The 19,832-nt window shown below is 66.4% G+C and carries 24 protein-coding genes; 14 read left to right on the top strand and 10 right to left on the bottom strand.

Annotation, left to right across the window (positions count from 1 at the left end; all coding sequences use genetic code 11):
* Positions 1-48: 48 nt before the first annotated feature.
* Positions 49-780 (bottom strand): IclR family transcriptional regulator, encoded by a 732-nt coding sequence (locus EV650_RS16730; protein ID WP_134119666.1) that lies wholly within the window; start codon positions 778-780, stop codon positions 49-51.
* Between the two features lie 86 nt (positions 781-866).
* On the opposite strand from EV650_RS16730, the gene EV650_RS16725 reads away from it, so the two are divergent.
* From EV650_RS16725 to EV650_RS16715, 3 genes are all read left to right on the top strand, one after another.
* Positions 867-1,436, top strand: a complete 570-nt coding sequence (locus EV650_RS16725) for a carboxymuconolactone decarboxylase family protein (RefSeq protein WP_134119665.1) — start codon at positions 867-869, stop codon at positions 1,434-1,436.
* A complete protein-coding gene (locus EV650_RS16720) occupies positions 1,429-2,217 on the top strand; it encodes a helix-turn-helix domain-containing protein (RefSeq protein WP_134119664.1) in 789 nt (262 codons plus the stop codon). Before EV650_RS16725 ends, EV650_RS16720 begins: the two co-directional genes overlap by 8 nt.
* A gap of 81 nt (positions 2,218-2,298) precedes the next feature.
* Positions 2,299-3,729: an alpha-amylase gene (locus EV650_RS16715; protein ID WP_134119663.1), complete on the top strand. Its 1,431-nt coding sequence runs from the start codon at positions 2,299-2,301 to the stop codon at positions 3,727-3,729.
* Here the strand turns inward: EV650_RS16715 and EV650_RS16710 are convergent.
* Positions 3,697-4,719 (bottom strand): Gfo/Idh/MocA family protein, encoded by a 1,023-nt coding sequence (locus EV650_RS16710; protein WP_134119662.1) that lies wholly within the window; start codon positions 4,717-4,719, stop codon positions 3,697-3,699. The two genes, EV650_RS16715 and EV650_RS16710, sit on opposite strands and share 33 nt — an antisense overlap.
* Before the next feature lie 10 nt (positions 4,720-4,729).
* Positions 4,730-5,497: an SDR family NAD(P)-dependent oxidoreductase gene (locus tag EV650_RS16705; RefSeq protein ID WP_134119661.1), complete on the bottom strand. Its 768-nt coding sequence runs from the start codon at positions 5,495-5,497 to the stop codon at positions 4,730-4,732.
* 43 nt (positions 5,498-5,540) lie between these two features.
* Here EV650_RS16705 and EV650_RS16700 point away from each other — a divergent pair, with 43 nt between their 5' ends.
* Entirely contained in the window at positions 5,541-5,834 is a 294-nt protein-coding gene (locus EV650_RS16700) for a hypothetical protein (RefSeq protein ID WP_134119660.1), read from the top strand.
* 23 nt (positions 5,835-5,857) lie between these two features.
* A complete protein-coding gene (poxB, locus tag EV650_RS16695; protein WP_134119659.1) occupies positions 5,858-7,594 on the top strand; it encodes a ubiquinone-dependent pyruvate dehydrogenase in 1,737 nt (578 codons plus the stop codon).
* 7 nt (positions 7,595-7,601) lie between these two features.
* On the opposite strand, the gene EV650_RS16690 is transcribed toward poxB, so the two are convergent.
* Positions 7,602-8,024, bottom strand: coding sequence for a MarR family winged helix-turn-helix transcriptional regulator (locus EV650_RS16690; protein ID WP_134119658.1), 423 nt, complete (start codon positions 8,022-8,024; stop codon positions 7,602-7,604).
* Positions 8,025-8,110: 86 nt separating this feature from the next.
* Between EV650_RS16690 and EV650_RS16685 the strand changes: the two genes are divergently transcribed.
* The 3 genes from EV650_RS16685 to EV650_RS16675 are packed head-to-tail and all read left to right on the top strand — an operon-like array spanning position 8,111 to position 9,989.
* A complete protein-coding gene (locus EV650_RS16685; RefSeq protein WP_134119657.1) occupies positions 8,111-8,902 on the top strand; it encodes an alpha/beta fold hydrolase in 792 nt (263 codons plus the stop codon).
* Positions 8,899-9,654 (top strand): MBL fold metallo-hydrolase, encoded by a 756-nt coding sequence (locus tag EV650_RS16680; protein WP_134119656.1) that lies wholly within the window; start codon positions 8,899-8,901, stop codon positions 9,652-9,654. The genes EV650_RS16685 and EV650_RS16680 overlap by 4 nt, the downstream gene beginning before the upstream one ends.
* On the top strand, positions 9,651-9,989 hold the full coding sequence (locus EV650_RS16675) for a putative quinol monooxygenase (RefSeq protein WP_202874563.1): 339 nt from the start codon (positions 9,651-9,653) through the stop codon (positions 9,987-9,989). The genes EV650_RS16680 and EV650_RS16675 overlap by 4 nt, the downstream gene beginning before the upstream one ends.
* Here EV650_RS16675 and EV650_RS16670 read toward each other — a convergent pair.
* On the bottom strand, positions 9,973-12,873 hold the full coding sequence (locus EV650_RS16670; RefSeq protein WP_202874562.1) for a TIM-barrel domain-containing protein: 2,901 nt from the start codon (positions 12,871-12,873) through the stop codon (positions 9,973-9,975). The genes EV650_RS16675 and EV650_RS16670 overlap by 17 nt on opposite strands.
* 131 nt (positions 12,874-13,004) lie before the next feature.
* Between EV650_RS16670 and EV650_RS16665 the strand changes: the two genes are divergently transcribed.
* From EV650_RS16665 to EV650_RS16650, 4 genes are read left to right on the top strand one after another with little or no spacing between them, the layout of a single operon-like run.
* Entirely contained in the window at positions 13,005-13,871 is an 867-nt protein-coding gene (locus tag EV650_RS16665) for an aldo/keto reductase (protein WP_134119655.1), read from the top strand.
* Between the two features lie 57 nt (positions 13,872-13,928).
* On the top strand, positions 13,929-14,318 hold the full coding sequence (locus EV650_RS16660) for an ester cyclase (protein ID WP_134119654.1): 390 nt from the start codon (positions 13,929-13,931) through the stop codon (positions 14,316-14,318).
* Entirely contained in the window at positions 14,315-14,947 is a 633-nt protein-coding gene (locus tag EV650_RS16655) for a TetR/AcrR family transcriptional regulator (RefSeq protein ID WP_134119653.1), read from the top strand. The genes EV650_RS16660 and EV650_RS16655 overlap by 4 nt, the downstream gene beginning before the upstream one ends.
* A complete protein-coding gene (locus EV650_RS16650) occupies positions 14,944-15,399 on the top strand; it encodes a DUF1772 domain-containing protein (RefSeq protein ID WP_202874561.1) in 456 nt (151 codons plus the stop codon). Before EV650_RS16655 ends, EV650_RS16650 begins: the two co-directional genes overlap by 4 nt.
* Here EV650_RS16650 and EV650_RS16645 read toward each other — a convergent pair.
* Positions 15,389-16,240, bottom strand: coding sequence for a nitroreductase/quinone reductase family protein (locus tag EV650_RS16645; protein ID WP_134119651.1), 852 nt, complete (start codon positions 16,238-16,240; stop codon positions 15,389-15,391). The genes EV650_RS16650 and EV650_RS16645 overlap by 11 nt on opposite strands.
* Before the next feature lie 65 nt (positions 16,241-16,305).
* Here EV650_RS16645 and EV650_RS16640 point away from each other — a divergent pair, with 65 nt between their 5' ends.
* A complete protein-coding gene (locus EV650_RS16640; RefSeq protein ID WP_134119650.1) occupies positions 16,306-16,737 on the top strand; it encodes a MarR family winged helix-turn-helix transcriptional regulator in 432 nt (143 codons plus the stop codon).
* Here EV650_RS16640 and EV650_RS16635 read toward each other — a convergent pair.
* Positions 16,703-17,080, bottom strand: coding sequence for an ArsR/SmtB family transcription factor (locus EV650_RS16635; RefSeq protein ID WP_134119649.1), 378 nt, complete (start codon positions 17,078-17,080; stop codon positions 16,703-16,705). The genes EV650_RS16640 and EV650_RS16635 overlap by 35 nt on opposite strands.
* Before the next feature lie 80 nt (positions 17,081-17,160).
* Between EV650_RS16635 and EV650_RS16630 the strand changes: the two genes are divergently transcribed.
* Positions 17,161-18,333 (top strand): MFS transporter, encoded by a 1,173-nt coding sequence (locus tag EV650_RS16630; RefSeq protein ID WP_238174230.1) that lies wholly within the window; start codon positions 17,161-17,163, stop codon positions 18,331-18,333.
* On the opposite strand, the gene EV650_RS16625 is transcribed toward EV650_RS16630, so the two are convergent.
* From EV650_RS16625 to EV650_RS16615, 3 genes are read right to left on the bottom strand one after another with little or no spacing between them, the layout of a single operon-like run.
* Positions 18,320-18,958, bottom strand: a complete 639-nt coding sequence (locus tag EV650_RS16625; RefSeq protein WP_134119648.1) for a vitamin K epoxide reductase family protein — start codon at positions 18,956-18,958, stop codon at positions 18,320-18,322. The genes EV650_RS16630 and EV650_RS16625 overlap by 14 nt on opposite strands.
* A complete protein-coding gene (locus EV650_RS16620; RefSeq protein ID WP_134119647.1) occupies positions 18,939-19,613 on the bottom strand; it encodes a DsbA family protein in 675 nt (224 codons plus the stop codon). Before EV650_RS16620 ends, EV650_RS16625 begins: the two co-directional genes overlap by 20 nt.
* On the bottom strand, positions 19,610-19,810 hold the full coding sequence (locus tag EV650_RS16615; RefSeq protein WP_134119646.1) for a hypothetical protein: 201 nt from the start codon (positions 19,808-19,810) through the stop codon (positions 19,610-19,612). Before EV650_RS16615 ends, EV650_RS16620 begins: the two co-directional genes overlap by 4 nt.
* Positions 19,811-19,832 lie beyond the last annotated feature (22 nt).

Here is a 19,832-nt window from a genome sequence, read left to right as displayed (position 1 = left end):
TCCTTCCCAGCGGTGCACTGATAGCACCAGACTGGTGCTACCTTAGCATCACCGTTGAGTGGAGATCTGGCGAGCTGTCTCAGCGACCCGCTCGTGGATGCGCGCTACGTCGCGATCGGCGAAACGACCGGCAACACCGATCGCGGCGTTGTCGCCTTTGAGTGCGACGCCGAGGGTACGCACCTTGCTCGACTCGCGCGTCTGGGTCAGGGCATAGCCCTGCTCGCGTACCTGAGCCAGTTGCTTCAACAGCTCGTTCAGCGAGACGGGCTTCTGCGATGGGTCGATGCGACGGCGGTGTTCGTCCGTGAAGAGCTCTCGGACCTGCTCCTCGGGCCACTCTGCGAGCAGCACCTGCCCGAGGCCGGAAGAGGCCGCGGGGTAGAGCGGTTCGCGGCCTAGGCCAGCGCCGGCGCTCTCGCCCGGACTGTGGTGGTACAGGTAGCAGACCTGGTCGTCCCAGAGCACGCCCATGGCAACTTGCAGGTCCAGGTCGAAGAGCGATTCGAGCGGCCCAAGGGCGCGTCGGATCAGGCCCGAGCCGCGCATGCTCTGCGCGGCCAGCACGTGGATCGCCGGCCCGGGAAGGTACTTGCGCTGCTCGTTCTGCTGAGCAAGCCCGACGAACGCCAGCGTCTTCAGCAGTCGGTTGACCCGCGTCGGCTCCAGCCCGAGCATCCGTCCCAGCTCCCGCGATCCGACCGGCTGAGCGTGCGCTGCCAGGGCCTGCAGGCATGCCAGCCCATCAATCAACGACTGATTCGGCTGAGCCGGTTTCATGTTGCTAAATTAGCACTACGCACGTGGCAAGGCATTTACCTTCGAGGGAATTGTTCTGGTTCAGCGCCCGCCGCAGACTTCGATGCATGACCAGTTACGAGATTCAGACTGTTGAGACCGCTTCGGAGGCTGTGAGGGAGCCGCTCGGGGCGTTGCAAGGGGCGTTCGGGTTTGTGCCCGGCGCCGCGGGCGTGATGGCGAACTCGCCGGTGTTGCTGAACTCCTTCTTCTCCGCGTTCGCGCAGTTCCGGGGTGAGGGCTCGTTCGGCCCGGACGAACGGCAGGTTCTCCTGCTGTCCAATGCCGTTGCCAACGGCAGCGAATGGGCGGTGGCGTTCCACTCTCTGGAGGCAGTCGCGGACGGCGTCGAGCCGGTCGTGGTCGAGGCGGTGCGTCGTGGAGAGCTACCCGACGACCCGCGGATGGCGGCACTCTCGGCGCTCACCCGCACGCTGATCGACCAGCGCGGGCACCTCGACGACAAGGACGTGGAGGCATTCCTCGAGGCCGGCTTCACCGAGGAGCAGTTGCTTGAGGCAATCACTGGGATAGCGATCTCGACGATGACCAACTATGCCGCGAACGTCGCCCGGCCGCCCCTGGAAGACGTCCTCCGGCCGCACGCCTGGACTGCGAGATACTCGAGTAGTGTCTGACATCGGGCAACTGCTGAAACACTGGCGCGGCGCACGGCGGCTGAGTCAGCTGGCTCTGGCCACGGAGGCAGCGGTGTCGATCCGGCACCTGTGCTTCCTCGAGACCGGTCGGGCCAATCCGAGTCGTGCCATGGTTCTCAAGCTGGCCGAGGTTCTCGACGTACCTCTGCGCGAACGCAACACGCTGTTGCTCAGCGCCGGCTTCTCACCCGAGTACGCGGAGTCCGAACTGGACGCACCCGAACTGACCGCAGTTCGCGATGCACTCGACACGATTCTCGCCCAGCAGGAGCCGTTCCCGGCCCTCGTGATGGATCGCCACTGGGACATCCAGCACACCAACGCCGCCGCCCGCCGGTTCTTCGCCTTCCTTCAGGACGACCGGTCCACGACACCCCCCGGCCCACCGAACGTCCTTCGCCGGATGTTCCACCCCGACGGCGTACGACGGAATGTGACGAACTGGCCGGAGGTCGCCGAAGCGCTGGTCCGGCGCGTCCGTCGGGAGGCGATCGGCGGTGTCACCGATGAGCGCGCCCAGCGAATCCTCGCCGAAGTGCTGGACTACCCCGGGGTGCCCGCTTCGCTGCGGTCGCTTGACGTGGCCACGCCCGTGCTGCCGATCGTCCCGATCCGGTACGCACACGGCGACCAGCGGTTCGACTACTTCTCCACCGTGACCACGCTCGGTACACCGCAGGACGTCACACTGCAGGAGCTGCGGATCGAATGCTTCTTCCCGATGAACGACGAGACTCGATCGAGGGCGCATCAGCTATAGCTCTGGTCGGCGGGGCACGCGTCGCGTGGCGGGGTGGTGGGGGTGGTGGTTGGATGGAGCTCCGGCGGACGAGGGAGCCTCATGCTTCGGAAAGTACTGCTTCTCCTGGTGGGGCTTGCGTTGGTGGTGCCGGGTGTTCAGCCCGCGGAGGCCGCACCGCCGGGCCAGCGTGACGTCATCGTCCAGCTGTTCGAGTGGAACTGGAACTCGGTCGCGCAGGAATGCGGACGGGAGCTCGGCCCGAAGGGGTACGGCGCTGTCCAGGTCTCGCCGCCGCAGGAGCACGTCGTCCTACCGGCCGCCGGATACCCGTGGTGGCAGGACTATCAGCCAGTGAGCTACAAGATCGACCAGACCCGGCGTGGCACCCGCGCCGAGTTCGTTGCCATGGTCAACAGTTGCCACAACGCCGGCATCAAGGTGTACGTCGATGCCGTGATCAACCACATGACCGGTGGATCGTCCGGTGGGCTGGGGAGCGACGGGTCGTCGTACAGCCACTACGACTACCCAGGCATCTATCAGAACCAGGACTTCCACCACTGCGGCCGGAACGGCAACGACGACATCGTCAACTACGGCGACCGCTACGAAGTGCAGAACTGCGAACTGGTCGACCTCGCGGACCTGGCGACCGGCACTGACTACGTGCGCGACCGGATCGCGGCGTACCTGAACGACCTGTTGTCGATCGGGGTCGACGGCTTCCGGCTGGACGCGTCCAAGCACATGCCGGCCGAGGACATCGCCGCGATCAAGTCCCGGCTGTCAAGGTCGGCGTACCTGTACCAAGAGGTGATCTACGGCGACGGGGAGCCGATCACCCCGGACGAGTACCTCGGCAACGGCGACGTACTCGAGTTCCGCTACGGCAAGGATCTCGCCAAGATCTTCAACACCGAGAAGCTCGCCTATCTGCACACCTTCGCGTCACCGCTGCCGTCGGATCGCGCCGTCGTGTTCACCGACAACCACGACACCCAGCGGGGTACTGGCGTTCTGACCTTCCGGGACAACGGTCGCTACGCGATGGCGAATGCATTCATGCTGGCCTGGACCTACGGGACTCCGACGGTGATGTCGAGTTACGAGTTCAGCTCGAGCGACCAGGGTCCGCCGTCGAACAGCAACGGCCAGACGGCGAACAGCACCTGCTTCACCAACGGCTGGCGCTGTGAGCACGCCTGGCCGGTGATCGCGAACATGGTCGGTTTCCACAACGCGGTCAAGGGGACCGCCGTCACCAACTGGTGGGACAACGGCAACGACGCGATCGCCTTCGGCCGCGGCGACAAGGGCTACCTCATCCTGAACGACGAAAGCTCCGCCCTCACCGGCCGCAGCTTCCAGACCAGCCTGCCGGCGGGCGTGTACTGCGACGTGTTCCACGGCGACTATTCCGCGGGGAGTTGCTCGGGGCCGACGTACACCGTCGATGCGGGCGGCTGGTTCCGCGCGGACGTTGCGTCTCAGGACGGTCTAGCTCTGCATGCCGACGCCAGGGTCTCCTAGTTTGACTGTCTGTCCGGTGGTGATGGAGTCCTCGATCGCGCAGATGATCTCCGTGACGAGTACGCCGTGGTCGATGTCGGGCCCGAGTTCGCCCCCATCGACAAGCCCTGCCGCGAAGTCCTGAACCATCCACACCGCCGGCCCGACCTGTGATCGCCCGATCCGACCGGAGACCGGCCACGCCGACCGATACTTGTCGCTGACAACGGTCAAACCCTGATGCGACAGGTCCGCGGTCACCGACCCCTCGGTGCCGATCACCTGGAACCGGAAGTCGACGATCCCGTCACCGGCATCCGGGAGCGTCCACGCCGACGAGAGCGTCGCGGTCGATCCGTCGTCGAAGCTGATCAGGGCATGTACGACGTCCCAGGTGTCGATGCCGCGCTTGGCAAGGACGCCGCGAGATCCGACTGCACTCACCGACACGGGCTTGCGGCCGGTGAGCCAGAGCAGGAGGTCGAGGGTGTGCGGCATGAGGAACCAGGCCGGAGACGACTTCCCTGCCCACGACAGCATCGTGGTCGGCACGAAGTACGAATTGCTCAGAGTGGCTGACGCTGTGATCGGGTCGCCAACGGTCGCCATCGCGGCTTTGGCCTGCACCACATGCGGATTCCAGCGGTTCTCGAAGCCGACAAGGCATCGAACGCCCGCACGATGAACCGCCGCGGCAATCGCGTGGGCGTCGTCCAGGTTGGTCGCGACCGGCTTCTCGATCAGCAGATGCTTCCCGGCCTTGGCCGCGTCGACCGCAATCTGGCGATGGGCGAAGTCAGGAGTCGCGACGATCACCGCGTCCGGATCGAGCTTCTCGAGCAACTCGAGGTGCGACGAGGTGACTGGAAGACCGGTGGCGTCGCGAGCCTCCTCGGCAACCCGCGCCGAGGGCTCCGCGAGGCCGACGACGGTGACGTCCGGCTGTCCTCGCAGAGCCTCGGCGAACAGCCGTCCGCGCAGTCCGGCCCCGACGATCCCTATGGTTACCATCAGACCCCTTTCAGAACAGTGTGAAGCCGCCGTCGACCTTGACGATAGAGCCGGTCATGAAACTTGACGCTTCGCTGGCCAGGAAGATTGCCACCGGCCCCAACTCCGGCGGCAACCCGTACCGCTTCATCGCGGCCGGATCGACGCACCACTGTTTGAACTCCGGCTGGTCAACGGGCGACATCTCGGTCAGGAAGTACCCCGGCGCCATCGCGTTCACCCGGATCCCGTGCGGCGCCCACTCGGCCGCCAACGCCTTCGTCAACTGATGGACGGCGGCCTTCGACGACAGGTACGACGCCTGCCAGCGCGGCTGGTTGACGATCTCGGCCGACATCGAACCGACGTTGACGATCGTGCCCCCACCCCGCTCCGCCATCCGCCGGGCGACCGCACGACTGCAGTACCAAAGGCCGTCGACGTTCACCGAGAACACCTCGTGCCAGGCGCTATCAGGCGTCTCGAACGCCCGCCCGGCGACACCGATACCGGCGTTGTTGAGCAACACGTCGATCTCACCGAACTCGCTGCTCACCTGCTCGACCGCTCGCTCGACATCCTCGACATCAGACACCTCGAGCTGTACGCCGTACGCACGGATGCCGAGCGCACTCAACTCCTGAGCGGCTGCCTCGGCCGAAGCGAGCGTCCGCGCCGTGACCGCCACCGACGCACCGGCGTCGCCGAGCGCCTCGGCCATCGCCCGCCCAAGCCCCCGGCTACCACCGGTCACGAGCGCAACTTTCCCCTCGAGCGAAAACTTCTGCAGAGCGTTCATTGGGGTCCCTCCCAGTCGGATGGAGCGAGCGTACGCTGACGATATGACGTCGACCCCTGGAGCTGAGCACCTCGGAAGTCACCACCGGAACACGCTGCAGAAGCTGTTCCAGCACCCGGTCAGCCACAACATCGAGTGGCATGACGTGGTGTCGTTGCTGGAGGCGGTGGGGACTGTGGAGCGTCGCCACGACGGCAAGGTCGAGGTGACGGTCGGCGGCGAGACCGGGTTCTTCGACCTGCCGGCGCACAAGGACACCGAGATCGAAGCAGTGGTCGGGCTGCGGCGGCTGCTGGAGGCCGCGGGGTACTCGGGCGACGACGCAGAGTCGAGCTGACGGCACTTCCAGAGGAGCAGCTGATGGCCGGCACAGTGGCTGATGCGGTGGTTTCGATGCTGAAGGAGTCCGGGGTTCGCCGGATCTACGGCATCCCCGGGGACTCGTTGAACGGGTTCACCGATGCGCTGCGTCGCGACGGCGGGATCGCCTGGGAGCACGTCCGGCACGAGGAGGCCGCCGCGTTCGCCGCGGCCGGGGAGGCCGCCGTTACCGGTGAGCTGGCGGTCTGCGCCGGGAGCTGCGGGCCGGGCAACCTGCACCTGATCAACGGACTGTTCGACGCCAACCGGAGCGGCGTTCCGGTGCTCGCGATCGCGGCCCAGATCCCGGCCGAGGAGATCGGCGGCGGGTACTTCCAGGAGACCCATCCGCAGGAACTGTTCCGCGAGTGCAGTGTGTACTGCGAGTTGGCCGCCGTACCCGAGCAGGTACCGCGGCTGGTCGAGATGGCGATGCGTGCGGCGTTGCAGCGCGGGGGAGTCGGGGTCGTCGTCATCCCTGGCGAGTTCTTCCTGACCGACGGCGCGGCGGCCACCGGAGCCGTTGCGGCCCGGCCGCTGCGCTCGATCGTTCGTCCTGACGACGAGTCGCTGGCCGCGGCCGCGGAGGTGCTGAACGGGGCGGAGCGCGTAACCATCCTGGCCGGCGCGGGTTGCGCCGGCGCTCACGACCAGCTGATCGGACTCGCCGCGGCGTTGAAGGCGCCGGTCGTGCATGCGTTCCGTGGCAAGGACCTCGTCGAGTACGACAACCCGTACGACGTCGGCATGACCGGACTGATCGGGTTCAGCTCGGGCTACCGGGCGATGGAGCATTGCGACGTACTGGTGATGCTCGGCACCGACTTCCCGTACCGTCCGTTCTATCCCGAAGGCGTCCCGGTCATCCAGGTCGACGTACGGGGCGAACGCATCGGCCGGCGGGTCCCCGTCCAGGTCCCGCTGGTGGGTACGGTCCGGGACACGGTCGACGCGTTGCTGCCGCTGCTCGAGGAGAAGGCCGACGCGACGCATCTGGACCGGATGACGGCGCACTACCGCCGAGCGCGTTCCCGTCTGGACCACCTGGCGAAGCCGGGCCACGGAGATTCGGGGCTGCACCCACAGTTCGTCGCGGCCACCATCGATCGACTGGCTGCCGAGGATGCGGTGTTCACGGCAGACGTGGGTACGCCGTGCATCTGGGCCGCACGCTACCTGCGGATGAACGGTCAGCGCCGGCTGATCGGCTCGTTCAACCACGGCAGCATGGCCAACGCGCTGCCGCACGCGATCGGTGCGCAAGCGAGTCAGCGGGATCGGCAGGTCGTCGCGCTGTCCGGCGACGGCGGACTCGCGATGCTGCTCGGCGAACTGCTCACGCTGCGGCAGCAGCAGTTGCCGGTGAAGGTCGTCGTCTTCAACAACACGGCCCTGTCGTTCGTCGAGCTCGAGATGAAGGCAGCCGGCATCGTCACCTACGGCACCGATCTGACCAACCCGGACTTCGCCGGCATCGCGACCGCGGCCGGGCTCTTCGGCGCGCGAGTGGAGAAGGCGGACGAGCTCGAGGGAGCACTGCGCGCCGCGTTCGAGCACGACGGCCCGGCGCTGGTCGACGTCCGTACCGCCCGGCACGAGCTCTCGCTGCCGCCCAAGCTCACCTACGGTCAGCTGAAGGGTTTCACCCTGTACGCGACCAGGACCATCCTGTCCGGCGGCGCGGACGAAATCGTCGAGCTCGCCAAGACCAACCTGCACGAACTCGACCGCGAATGAGCTGCCGCTAGGCGGTTGGGTCGGGCCCGAGAGCCGCGTCGAGTAGGTCGCCCAGCTGGTCGAGTTGGGCAGCGGACAGGTCGTGGAACGACGAGGCGATCACGCCGTCCACGGCTGCCTGGCCTTCCGCGCGGAGCCGCGCGCCTTCTTCGGTGAGCTGGTGCTTCACGGCGCGGCCCGGACCCGGCACGCGTTCGATCAGCCCGCGGTCGGCCATCCGGACGGCCAGCGAACCGAAGGACTGGTCGGTCTGGAACGTCAGCACCGCCAGGTCATGCAGAGAAGCGTCCGGCCGGCGGTGCAAATGCCGCAGCGTGTCCCACTGAACGAGCGACAGCCCGAGTGGGGCGAGCGCGCGGCTGAGTGCGCGGTGATGACGGTACTGCAGACGCTTGACCGCAAGCGCGACGTCTGTGGCCTTGTGCTTCATGCCTGACAGCCTAGCGCAAAGACAGGTTGCTTATATCAGGAACCTGATCTAAGGTTCCTGATATAAGCAACTAGAGAGAAGGAACGATGAGCACTCCGATCCCGGCCGGAAGCCTCCGGCCCACCCAGACCTCCACCCTTCAGGTGGGTTCAGCCGACATCACGCTGCAGGATCGCGACCGCACCCGGCCGTTCCTGCTGCTGCACGGAGGCGGCGGTGTGCTGACGATGGCCGGCTTCGCCGATCTGCTCGCCGAGCGCACCCACTCCCGCGTGCTGCTGCCGACCCACCCCGGCTTCGGGGGTACGCCGAAGGCCGACGGGCTGACCACGGTCGTCGCGCTGGCCTCGGCGTACGTCGCGATGCTGGACCAGCTGGACCTCACCGACGTGACGGTGATCGGCAACTCCTTCGGCGGCTGGCTCGCGGCCGAGATCGCGCTGCAGCACAGCCCCCGGGTCAGTGGCGTGGTGATCATCGACGGAATCGGCGTCGAGGTCGAGGGACATCCGTTGACCGATGTCAGCGGCATGTCGCCGGTCGAGATCCAGTCGTTCTCCTTCCACGATGCCAGCAAGGCGCCGGTGCCGCGGAGCGCCGGCGGCACCGGGCCGAGCCCGGACGTGATGGCTTTGATCGGGTACGCCGGGCCGAGCATGTCGGACTCGACGCTGGCCGGGCGACTCGGTGGGATCGACATTCCCGTTCACGTGCTGTGGGGTGAGAGCGACCGGATCGCGGACCCCGAGTACGGCAAGGCTTATGCCGCCGCGATCCCGCTGTCGACGTACACCCTGCTGCCCCGCACCGGGCACCTACCGCAGGTCGAGACGCCCGAGGAACTGCTCGGCGCAATCCTTGACCTTGGCAACCGATGAACACGCCGTTGACGGTGACCCGGATCGGGCACGCCTGCCAGTTGATCGAGATCGGTGAGACGCGCATCCTCGCCGACCCGTGGTTCACGCAGACCGCGACGTACTACCAGGGCGAGCGCGTGGCGTCGACCGTCGCGGAGCTCGGGCGCATCGACGCGGTCGTGGTCAGTCATGAGCACTACGACCACTGCGATCTCGACGGGTTGGTTGCCGGCGGCTTCGATCTCGACGTACCGCTGATCGGTCCCGGGACTGTCGCAGCTGTTGCCAGCAGCAAGGGCTTCCGCGACGTACGCACCATCGAGGCATGGGAAGCGGCGCGCGTCGGAGATGTGACTGTGACCGCGACCCCGGCCGCGCACGGCGTACACGAGGTCACGTTCGTGATCGAGGGCGGAGGACGTGCGGTCTTCTTCGGCGCCGACTCGCTGCGCATCCCGGAGCAGGACGCCATTCCGGAACGGTTCGGGAAGATCGACCTGGCCATCCTGCCGACCAACGGTCTGTGTATCCGGCCGATGAATCTGCGGCAGGTTGTGATGGACGCCGAGGAAGCGGCGAACCTGACCGCGGTCCTCAAGCCCACGCTGGCCGTGCCGCATCACTACGCCTTCCACAGCGGCCGGCTCGGCGACCAGATGATCACCAAAGGCGACCACGACCCACGGCACTACGCGGATGCGGTCGCGCGCCTCGCGCCGGAGATCGACGTACGACTGGTGCTGCCGGGGACGCGGGTGATGGTCCCGTGAGCCGGGAGTACATGCCCCACGTCCGCGACGACCTCCCGCCGGGAGAGCGGCCGATGGTAGCGATCATCCGAGCAGTCCCCGGCCACGAGGACCAGCTCGCCGCCGCCATCACAACACTCACGGCGGCCGTCCGACAGGAGCCAGGATGCCTTGAATTCCGTTCCTTCCGCGATGTCGAGGAACCCGGCGCGTTCTACCTCTACGAGATCTATACCAACACCGACGCCTTCCGGCTCCACCTGACCACCAACCACGTAGCCCACTTCTTCACCGAACTCGCCCAACACGCCACCACCGACGCCAAGGCCCTGGTCCAACTCACCGAACTGCGTTGACACTTGGGACGATGCTGCCGGCTTTGACGAAGACTGGCATGGTGTCGAGGCCGTTGGTGATGTTGGCGGTGGTGCCGCCGGCGTAGACCTGGCCGGTGAAGTAGTCGGTCCATTGGCCTGGCGGGAACCAGACTGATGTGGTGGTCGTGGTGCCGGGTGTGGTGACCGGCGCGACCAGCATGTTGGGGCCGTAGAGGTACTCGCTAGCGGCGGTTGTGTAGGCCGCAGCCTCCTCGGGATAGTCGACGTACGTCGGACGCACGATCGGGACGCCCGTCGCGTTCGCCTGCTGGGCAGCGGAGTACGTGTACGGGACCAGGTTCTCGCGCAGGTTGAGGAACTTCACCGCGGACGCCTTCGCGGCGGCGCCGTACTGCCAGGGCAGTCGATCGCTGTGGTTGCTGTGCAGGCGGTCGATCGGTTGGAAGGTGCCGAACTGGATCCAGCGCGCGTACATGTCGTCGGGCAGCTTGGTGGTCTGCTTCGCCACGCCGCCGGACTGGTACGTCTCGGAGCCCGGCAGGTTGGTGGTGTCGTTGTGGCCGCCGATGTCGTGGCTGATCGCGGACATCCCGGTGGCGACGGACTCGGCGGACGTGGAGCCGACTTCGACCTTGAGGGTCGACCAGGTCGACGACGTGTCGCCGGTGAAGTGGATCGTACTGCGCTTGTCCGCCCACGGTCCGGTCGGCAGACCGGCGTACCCGCTGTAGGAGCCGGACTGCAGCGAGCCGTACGCGCGCGAGATCACGAAACCACTGCGGCCGGCCTGGGCGGAGTTGGTGGCGTACTGCTGGTTGATCCAGGCATCCGGCGTCACACCGGCGAGTGAGGACTGTGTCGAGTCGCAGCACCAGTCCAGCCACCAGAAGTCGTTGCCCTGCTGGTTCATCCGCTGATGCAGGTCGAGATAGGCCTTGAGCTGGTTGGGATCGCCCCAGTCGAAGGTGTAGCACGGTCCACCACCCGCAGCGGCCGGAGCGCAGCCGCCCTGGTGCAACGCGTTCCCTGCGGTGGCTTGGGCCTGGGCGTACGCCGGGTCGGAGGCGAGGATGCTCGGGTGGATGTTGAGCGTGTTGTGCAGGCCTTGGGAGTGCGACCAGTTGAAGAACGCCGTGGGGTCAGGGAACTTCGCCGTGTCGATCTGCCAACCGCTCCAGGTGTTGGGGGACTTGAAGTCGGTGTCGGTGACCAGGACGTCCAGCGGTACGCCCTCGGACCGGAACCTGGGGACGATGGTGTTCTCGTAGTCGGCGGCGGTGCGGTCGATGTACTCGGAGTACCAGACGCCGTAGGCCCAGCTTGGTAGCAGTTGGGGCGGGCCGGTCAGTGTCGCCAGATCGGAGAGGCCCTGTTTGTAGTTGTGGCCGTAGCCGAACACATAGCCGTCCTGGTACGACTGGCCGGCGTGGCTCGGGCGTGGGGTGACTGCGTGGCTCGCGGGGTCGTAAAGCGCGGACTGCGTGTCGTCGAGGAGGTACCAGCCGTCCTTGTGCAGCAGGCCCGGTGTGGTCGGCGGTACGCCGTTGTCGCCGTTCACCCCGTCCAGGCTGCGACGGTATCCACCGAGCGCCAGATGCGGTTGAGGGGCGGCCGAACCGGTCGGCGACGCGGAGATGGTGTCGGCGTTCACGTGGCAGCTTGTTGCGTCCGGACAGGTGAGAGAGACGTCGTTCGTGCCGGCTTTGAGTGCGATCGGCACTGACGCGGTACCCCAGGTGTCCCAGTCGTTCGTCACCGGGAAGCTCAGGGTCTGCTGCGTGCCGTTGGCTGTGACCACCGCGGTCCGCGTCTGGTGGAGTTGATCGCCGCCGACGCCGTTGGCGTAGCGGACATTGAGGGCGTAGGTGCCGTCGGACGGGACGTTGACGATCCGCTCTGAGAGGCTCGAGCCTTGGTTGAGCTCTGCGACGAACCCGGGGCCGGAGTACCCGGGGTGGTCGGTGGCCACGATCCCGCTGCCTGTTGCGCGACCGGACTCCGCCTCGCAACTCACGCCGTACCCGCAGGCTGGGATCGCTCTCGCCGAGGCTGCGGGATATGCGGCGCCTTGGTTCGTCACTGCGGCGCTGTCGACGTTGACGTTGCCGGAGTCGTTGCTGGTCCGGGTCGCTGTGATGGTGTGTTTGCCGGCGGCGAGTTGCACGGGGACGGACGCCACTGCCCAGGTGTCCCAGCTCGCGGTCGTGGGCAGGGACAGAGTCTGGCTCGCTCCGCTGTCGACCGAGACGCTGAGGGTGCGGGTCGTGTTCTGCCCGTCGCCGCCGACCGAGTTGGCGTACCGGATGCCGAACTGGTACGTCCCTGCCGCGGTCACCTCCGTCATCGCGGTCAGCGCGTTGCCCGCGTTCTGGAAGCCGGCGACGAAGCCCGAGCCGGTGTAGCCGGTGTGGTCCGACGCGACCGACAAACCGTTGTACGACAGGTCTTCTGCCTCACACAGAGCGCCGACGCCGCAGGTCAGGCGCTGCCATGGAGTCGCGGCCGTTGAGGATGCTCCGGCCGCCAGTTGTATCGAGAGATTCTGTACGTCGAACGCGCCGGAGCCCTCCTTGTACTTCAGGGTCAGCGCGCTGGTCGTGATCGTCAGGACGCCGTTGGCGGAGCTGGACGTGAACGCGGGCTCGGGGAACGCGCCACGACCGATCGCGTTGAACGTCGAACTGTCGACGAAATGTCCGTCGTCCGCGTACTCGGTCCGGATCAGGGTCGGGGACAGGACCTGAAAGCGCGCATTTCCGGACGTGACCGATTTGATCGCCGGTTGGGCCGTCGGCACTTGGCCTGATGCGGCCGTCGTCATCGCAGCCGCCGTACTCACCGCCGCGATGACAGCAAGCTTCCCGACTATCGACCGACCTGAACGCCGTACTCGTGACGTCACCTGACACTCCATCCTGAAGCGGGCACGGCCCGATCTGATGAGAACGTGTGTCACCGACGCTCGAACCCGACACGCAGGGGCGGTTGGCGCCAGGGGCGCCCTCATGTTCGCACCCCCTCAACCCCCTGTAAATGCCCCACTACAACGTTGTTCTGCACTTACCATTGGCCAGCCACAGGACTAGCGGAGGAGATGTGATGGGGCTTGTTGGGCGGGTGGCGTTGGGGGTGGCGGGGTTTTCGTTTGGGGGGCGGGATCGGGAGGTGGATCTAGCTACGGTTCGGGCGGGGATTGCTGCTGGGGTGGGGATTTTGGATACGGCGCGGGCGTATGCGCAGGTTGACGTGCCGTTGTACGGCGAGGAGTTGGCAGCGGAGGCGGCTCGGGGTACTGGCGTGATTGTTGGGACCAAGGGCGGTCATTCGCGGATCGGTGAGACGACCTGGGATGCGGATATCAGTGCGGGGCGGATTCGGGCTGACGTCGAGGGCAGTCTGCGGGTGTTCGGGGGTGAGCAGTTGGATCTCTACTACTTGCACAGAGTCGATCTCGCGGAGCAGCCGGTGGAGGAGGGTACGTCGGTTCTCGCCGAGCTTCGTGATGAGGGGAAGTTGGCCAGGATCGGGCTGTCCAACGTCGACGTACCAGGGCTGGAGCGAGCGGCCCGAGTCGCTCGCATCGACGCCGTACAGAATCTGCACAGTGCGATGGGGCGGGAGTCGGCCGAGGTGCTCGTCTGGTGCGAAGCCAATGACGTGCCGTTCTTCGCGTACTCGCCGTTGCGACACTCCGCCGGCGCTGCACACCTGGCAGCCATGGCTGCCGAGCGTGGGGTGTCACTGCAACGCCTGCAGTTGCGCGCGCTCCTGGCGTCGTCACCTGTGCTGTCGGTGGTCTCAGGTGCAACCCGGCCCGAGACAGTCCTGGACTCCCTGGCCGCGGAGACCGAGCCGTGGGACGAGGCGCTCCAGGCGGCGTACACGGCGGATCTGAGTTGACAGGTTTGGTTACGGCGTACACTCTGGTTACAACGTAACCAATTGAGTGGAGTAGCGATGACTACGGTGGCGCATGCCTTCGTTGAGTTGATGAACGGTCACGACCCCGATGCGGTCGACGGCTTTGTGGTCGAGGACTACATCAACCACAACGCTTTCGTGGAGGACGGGCGCGAAGCGAACCGGGAGTTCTGGACGCAGTGGTTCGCCGCGTTTCCGGACACCGAGGTGACCCTCGACGACGTCCTGGTCGACGGGGATCGCGTCGCTGGCCGGTTCACCTACAACGCCACGTTCCAGGGGCCTTTCATGGGGCTGCCGCCGAACGGGCGCCGCGTGGTGATGCATTCCATGGACATCTGGCGGGTCGTCGACGGTATGGCGGTCGAGCACTGGGATCAGCTGGACGGGCAGGCATTCTTCGCCCAACTGGCAGGCGGTCAATGACGGCTGACGATCCCGCTCTCACGCCCGCGCGGCAACGAAGGGAGCGGGAACGCGCCGCAGCGCGCGAGACGATCCTCTCCGCGGCTCGCGACCTGGCCAAGCGTGAGGGCTGGGACGCCGTCACGATGAGACGCCTGGCCGACGAGATCGAGTACTCCGCGAACTTCGCCTACCGGTACTTCGGTGGCCGCGACGAGATCCTCCTCGCCCTCGTCCGCGACGGGTTCGCCCGTCTGCACGATGCGATGGCGGCCGCAGGCCAACCTTCAGCCGACGCGGCTGCAGCTGTACGGCGGGCCGGACATGCCTATCTCGACTTCGCCCTTGCCGAATCCGACGTGTACCAGCTGATGTACGGCCTGGGCGGCGTACGCGTACCGGCTACTGACACGTGGACCGAAGGCCAAGCCATCGGTGACGTCCTGACCGGACTGCTGACCACTGCCGGAGACCGCCGGCCCGAGCCGCACGTAATGCAGCTCTGGGCCACGGCCCACGGGCTGATTGCCCTAAGGGTCGTGGGTCGCGTTGACGTCGACCCCACCGAGTTGCACGCCTTGCTCGACGACGCGCTGACCGACTGCCTCGCTCGGGCCCTCCCCAAAACGACCGAAAAGAAGAAACCGTGAGCACAATTGCCGCCCTGGTCGCCATCGCGACCGCGGCCATCATCTATGGCACCGACGTCTTCGCCGCGCTCATCCTGCGCCCCGCAGCCGCAGGTGCCGCCGACGCCTCCGTGGCTGATTTGATTGGCCGGGTCCATGAGTACGGCGACCGCCGGCTACCGATACCCGGCGCGATCTCGGTCATCGCCACCGCGATCGTCGTCGTGACCACCGACCAAACCACAGCACGGATTGCCGGCTCGATCGCGTTGGTCGCGCTCCTGGTATGGCTTGCGATCTACGGCCGCATCAGCGCACCGATCAACAAACAGTTGCGCGCCGCCGCGGCCGGCCACACGGTGCCGCCGGAAACCCGAGCGCTGCAGGAGCGCTGGGACAGCGTCATCTGGCCCCGCGCCGCCCTGCAAACGATCGCGCTGGCGGGACTGCTCGCCGCCGTTCTTACCCGATAGCGTCGAGGGCCGGGCCCAGATGGGCTTCTTCGTAGGTGTAGTGGGCTTCTAGGTCTGCAGCCAATCGAGCCAGGTCGGCGCGGAGCTCCATCGCGACCTCGCGGGTTGGTGCCGTTGTCAGACGTTCCAGCGTCGCGGTGATTTCCGAGTTGAGTGCGGCAACTATCGTGTGCTCCCGCGTCAGCTGGTCGAGAGCCGGCTTGAGTTCGGGGAAGTCGGCGGCGAGCCGAGGGAACACCCCGTCCTCGCGCGAATGGTGGGCATGCAGTGCGCCGCAGAAGGTGAGGCAGTGCTGCTCCAGAGTCTTCACCGGCTCCGGTGCGTCGCCAGCTCCGGCGAGGTAGGCATCGACTGCAACCAGAGTGTCGTCGAGCTGCTTGCGCAGCCCGGCATGGATCTCCTTCAGTTGCGCGGTCGCAGCGCCGACTCTCGCCGGCGTGAGTGCGACCACCTGGATCACCCGCGAGGTGTTCTGCTGGTACGCCGCGAAGGCGGGGATCCGCGCGGCCTGATCGGCGTACAGGCGATCCCGTTCGGCACCAGTGATCTCAGTCGCGACCGCGTCGTACTTGTTGCCGCCGGCCTCGACCACGACTACCGGGTTGTGGCGGACGTTGTGCAGCCACGCGGGCGCCGTCGGCAAGCCGGAGTTGGTCGCGAAGATGATCAGGCGTCCGGCGTCCTCGGCGTACGCGGCCGGCGTGGTGTGTGCTCGACCGGATCGCGCGCCCGTGGTTGTCAGCAGCAACAGGTCCGCATCTTTGAACATCCCGCCGTACGCCGAGGTGACCCGACCGCCGTTCGCCCGGAACTCCTCGATGACCTCGTGATTGACGTCCATCCGGCTACCCTCGATCTGACGAAGTGACTTAGCTTTGCAAGCAAAGTAGTTTTGGAGACAAAGGTATGTCAAGTGTGGACGAGAGCATCCGCACGTTGCTGCTGCTGATGCCGCGGATGGTGGGACGGACGAAGCGGATGAAGGTGCCCGACGAGCTGGCCGGGATGAACCTCGCACCGCGGCACCTGTCGCTGTTCGCATACCTGCTGTTCGACGGTCCACTGGGTGTGAACGAACTGGCCGAACGCCTGGAGGTCACGCCGGCCACGGTCAGCCTGATGGTCGGCGAGCTCAGCCGGAAGGGCGTCCTGGACCGCGGCGAGGACCCGGCCGACCGGCGCCGCGCGATCGTCTCGCTGGCCGATGCGCACCGGGACGCGATCGACGGCTGGCTGGCCCGAAGTGCGCGAGCCTGGCGTCAGGCCCTCGAGCCACTGACCGACGAGCAGCGCGAACTCTTCCTCAAGACGCTGACGACGTACGAGGCAGCTTTGTAGAAGCCCAATCGGCAACCAGTTCCAGCAGCCCGGGGAACCGCTCGTTGAGGTCGTCGTCGCGGACCCGGCTGCGTCGCTCGAGGCCGTACTGACGCTGACGGATCAGGCCCGCCTCGCGTAATGCCTTGAAATGATGGGTCAGCGAGGACTTCGGGCGGTCGAACCCGAACCAGCCGCACGTGTGGTCGTAGGCCTCCGACTCCAGCAGCAGCCGGCTCACGATGGTCAGCCGAAGGGGGTCCGCCAGGGCGCCGAGCACCGACTCGAGCCGCAACTCTTCGACCGACGGCTCCGGTAGGGGAGCAGGCAGAGAGTCGGGATTCCCCATGCTGACGTTTCGCATGACCACACCCTACCCGTTGTACGAGTTTTATCGAACTAAGGTATGTTCGAGAAAACTCGTACTAAGCCCGGAGGTGTCAGGTGCAGCTCGACCTGGAGCAGCGACGACGTGTCGGCCCGATGGTGTCGGCGGCCTGGATCGTGACCGCGGTGTTCGCGTTGTCGAACTCGCCGACACCGCTGTACGTCCGCTGGCAAAGGGAAATCGGCTTCTCCGCGGGCACGCTGACGGTCATCTTCGCGACGTACATCCTCGGCCTTCTGCTCAGCCTGGTCGTGTCGGGACAGCTCGCCGACCGCATCGGCCGCAAGCCGGTCCTGATCCCAGGTGTCGCGATCGCTATCGTGGCGTGCCTGTTGTTCCTGAACGCATCCAGCGTCGGCGTCCTACTCCTCGCACGTCTGCTGACGGGGATCGCGGTCGGCGTTGTGGTCTCGGCGGGTATGGCGGCAGTGGTCGACCTCGGCGGACCGGAACGCCATCGCCAGGCATCGCTGATCGCCTCGGTGTCGATGGTGCTGGGTGCCGGCCTGGGTCCGCTGCTGGCGGGTTCGCTCGCCCAGTGGACGTCGGCCCCGATCGTGCCCATCTTCACGGTGGAGCTGGTGATGCTTGTCGTCGCGTTGGCCGTCGCTTGCGTACTGCGAATTCCTCGGCCGCAGCGCCGTACATCCGCTCGAAAGCTGGAGCCGCTGCCGCGCCGGCACATTCTGTTCGGGGTTGCGGTGTTCGCGCCGGGGATCACCGGGACTTCGTTCGTCCTGTCCCTGGGCCCGTCGCTGCTGTCCAAGTTGCTCGACGTCAACAGCCCGTTGATCGCGGGAGGTACTGCGTGCGTGATGTTCCTGGCCGCGACCGGTTGCCAGTTCGCGGTCGCCCGCTTGCAGGTCCGGTCGATCCTCCTCCTCGGCTCGCTGTCCACTCTCCTGGCGATGGCCGTTCTGATGACGGCGGTGCAGACCGCAACAGCCGCGCTGGTCGTCCTTGCCGCAGTACTCGCGGGTGTCGGGCAGGGCCTTGGCCAGCTGGGTGGACTGACCCTGATCGGCACCCACGTCTCCGCCAACCGCCGAGCCGAGGCCAACTCGCTGATGAACATCGGCGGCTACATCCCGGCCGGCGCCCTCCCGGTCGCGACCGGCTACGTCATCAACGCAATCGGTCTCTCTGCCGGAGCCACAGCCTTTGCCGTCGTCCTAGCGGTCGCCGCAGTCCTTGGTGGAGTGGTGGTCCGCTCTGTCAGCCGTTACTGAGCCAGAAGCGCGTGATGACGACACTGCCGATGAACAGGATCCATGCGGTCACCACGACGCCGTGGTACTGCGCGAGCACACCGACGACGCCTCTCACTTGTCGGGGCAATGATGTCTTGGTCTGTATCAGGTTGTGCAAGGTGGTGTACCAGAAGATCGGGATCGTGACGGCCCAGACGACCATGCAGTACGGGCACAGCGCACCGATCCTGTAGATGCTCTGGTACATGAGCCAGTGGACGAAGATCACCGCTAGCGTGGCGCCGAGCTGGAGCCCGAGCCCGAACCAGCGGGGGAGCTGCGCTCCGGTGAGGAGTACGACGCCGATCGTCGCGACGACCGCGAAGCCGGCGATCCCCAGCAGCGGGTTCGGGAAGCCGAAGGCGGTTGCCTGGGACGAGGTCATGACCGAGCTGCACGACAGTACCGAGTTGATGCTGCAGCTGGGTACGTAGAGCGGATTGCTGAGCAGCTTGTATCTCTCGACCGTCAAGACGAACGCGGCGACGAAGCCGATCGACCCGCCGACGAGGAGAAGCCACGCCAGACCGCGCTCGGGCAGCCCGGCGCGATCCGTCGACGACGCGATCGGGGCGGACGTGACGTCAGCCGTCGAGTGCGTCATCGAGCGCCTTCCTCAGGTCGTCGGCGGACTCAGGTGTCAGCTTCTGGCCGTTCAGGAAGAAGGTGGGAGTTCCCTCGACCCCGAGAGCGGTGCCGTCGGCAACATCTTCGTCAACTCGTTGCAGGGTTGCCGGGTCGACGTACGCCTTGTCGTAGGCCGCGAGGTCCAGGCCGAGTTCGCGTGCGAAGCCGCGGAAAGTGTCGTCGGCAGGTGTCTTGCCCTCGCCCCAGTCCTCTTGGGTGGCGTACATCTTCTGGTACATGGCTTCGAACCCACCCTGCTTCGACGCGGCTTCCACGGCACGCGCGGCCCGCTCGGCGTTGAAGTGACTCTGGATCGGGAAGTAGCGCACCACGAAGGTCACCCGGCCGGCGTACTCCTTGCGGAGTTGCTCGATCACCGGGAAGGCGGCGCGGCAGGCTTCGCACTCGAAGTCGAGGAACTCGACGAAGGTGACCTTGCCGTCCGCGGCCGTGGACAGCCGATGACTGTTGGCTCGCGTCACCGGTGTCGAGGTCGATGCCGAGACAGAGGTAGTGGCTGCGGTGTCGGTGGCGTCACGGCCGGCCGTGGTGGCGTTGATGGCAACCATCGCGCCGAAGACGCCGAGGAAGATCAGCACCGCCAGCAGGGAGAGTTTGAGGTTCTTGGTCATGGTCCGATCGTCTGTTCGTTCAGGCGGCCGATGCCTGGGAGGAAGCGGCCGACGCGGGTTGAGTAGTCGAGATAAGTTGCCCCATGCAACTTGATCAGGTGTGGCTCCTCGATGATCCGGACCTGCAGTTCGATGGCGACCACCAGTGCGACCAGGCCGACGACGGCGATCGGGCTTCCGGTCGTTGGTGCAGGCACGGTTGAACGACGGCGTCACCGT

The organism is Kribbella kalugense (assembly GCF_004365875.1).
GTDB classification, from domain to species: domain Bacteria; phylum Actinomycetota; class Actinomycetes; order Propionibacteriales; family Kribbellaceae; genus Kribbella; species Kribbella kalugense.
This window is presented reverse-complemented; position numbering and strand designations above follow the sequence as displayed.

Excerpts from the sequence above, each read along its gene's own strand:
- EV650_RS16730 (WP_134119666.1), bottom strand. The coding sequence starts at position 780 with ATGAAACCGGCTCAGCCGAATCAGTCGTTGATTGATGGGCTGGCATGC.
- EV650_RS16725 (WP_134119665.1), top strand. The coding sequence starts at position 867 with ATGACCAGTTACGAGATTCAGACTGTTGAGACCGCTTCGGAGGCTGTG.
- EV650_RS16715 (WP_134119663.1), top strand. The coding sequence starts at position 2,299 with ATGCTTCGGAAAGTACTGCTTCTCCTGGTGGGGCTTGCGTTGGTGGTG.
- EV650_RS16710 (WP_134119662.1), bottom strand. The coding sequence starts at position 4,719 with ATGGTAACCATAGGGATCGTCGGGGCCGGACTGCGCGGACGGCTGTTC.
- EV650_RS16705 (WP_134119661.1), bottom strand. The coding sequence starts at position 5,497 with ATGAACGCTCTGCAGAAGTTTTCGCTCGAGGGGAAAGTTGCGCTCGTG.
- EV650_RS16700 (WP_134119660.1), top strand. The coding sequence starts at position 5,541 with ATGACGTCGACCCCTGGAGCTGAGCACCTCGGAAGTCACCACCGGAAC.
- poxB (WP_134119659.1), top strand. The coding sequence starts at position 5,858 with ATGGCCGGCACAGTGGCTGATGCGGTGGTTTCGATGCTGAAGGAGTCC.
- EV650_RS16690 (WP_134119658.1), bottom strand. The coding sequence starts at position 8,024 with ATGAAGCACAAGGCCACAGACGTCGCGCTTGCGGTCAAGCGTCTGCAG.
- EV650_RS16685 (WP_134119657.1), top strand. The coding sequence starts at position 8,111 with ATGAGCACTCCGATCCCGGCCGGAAGCCTCCGGCCCACCCAGACCTCC.
- EV650_RS16680 (WP_134119656.1), top strand. The coding sequence starts at position 8,899 with ATGAACACGCCGTTGACGGTGACCCGGATCGGGCACGCCTGCCAGTTG.
- EV650_RS16665 (WP_134119655.1), top strand. The coding sequence starts at position 13,005 with ATGCCCCACTACAACGTTGTTCTGCACTTACCATTGGCCAGCCACAGG.
- EV650_RS16660 (WP_134119654.1), top strand. The coding sequence starts at position 13,929 with ATGACTACGGTGGCGCATGCCTTCGTTGAGTTGATGAACGGTCACGAC.
- EV650_RS16655 (WP_134119653.1), top strand. The coding sequence starts at position 14,315 with ATGACGGCTGACGATCCCGCTCTCACGCCCGCGCGGCAACGAAGGGAG.
- EV650_RS16645 (WP_134119651.1), bottom strand. The coding sequence starts at position 16,240 with ATGGACGTCAATCACGAGGTCATCGAGGAGTTCCGGGCGAACGGCGGT.
- EV650_RS16640 (WP_134119650.1), top strand. The coding sequence starts at position 16,306 with ATGTCAAGTGTGGACGAGAGCATCCGCACGTTGCTGCTGCTGATGCCG.
- EV650_RS16635 (WP_134119649.1), bottom strand. The coding sequence starts at position 17,080 with ATGCGAAACGTCAGCATGGGGAATCCCGACTCTCTGCCTGCTCCCCTA.
- EV650_RS16625 (WP_134119648.1), bottom strand. The coding sequence starts at position 18,958 with ATGACGCACTCGACGGCTGACGTCACGTCCGCCCCGATCGCGTCGTCG.
- EV650_RS16620 (WP_134119647.1), bottom strand. The coding sequence starts at position 19,613 with ATGACCAAGAACCTCAAACTCTCCCTGCTGGCGGTGCTGATCTTCCTC.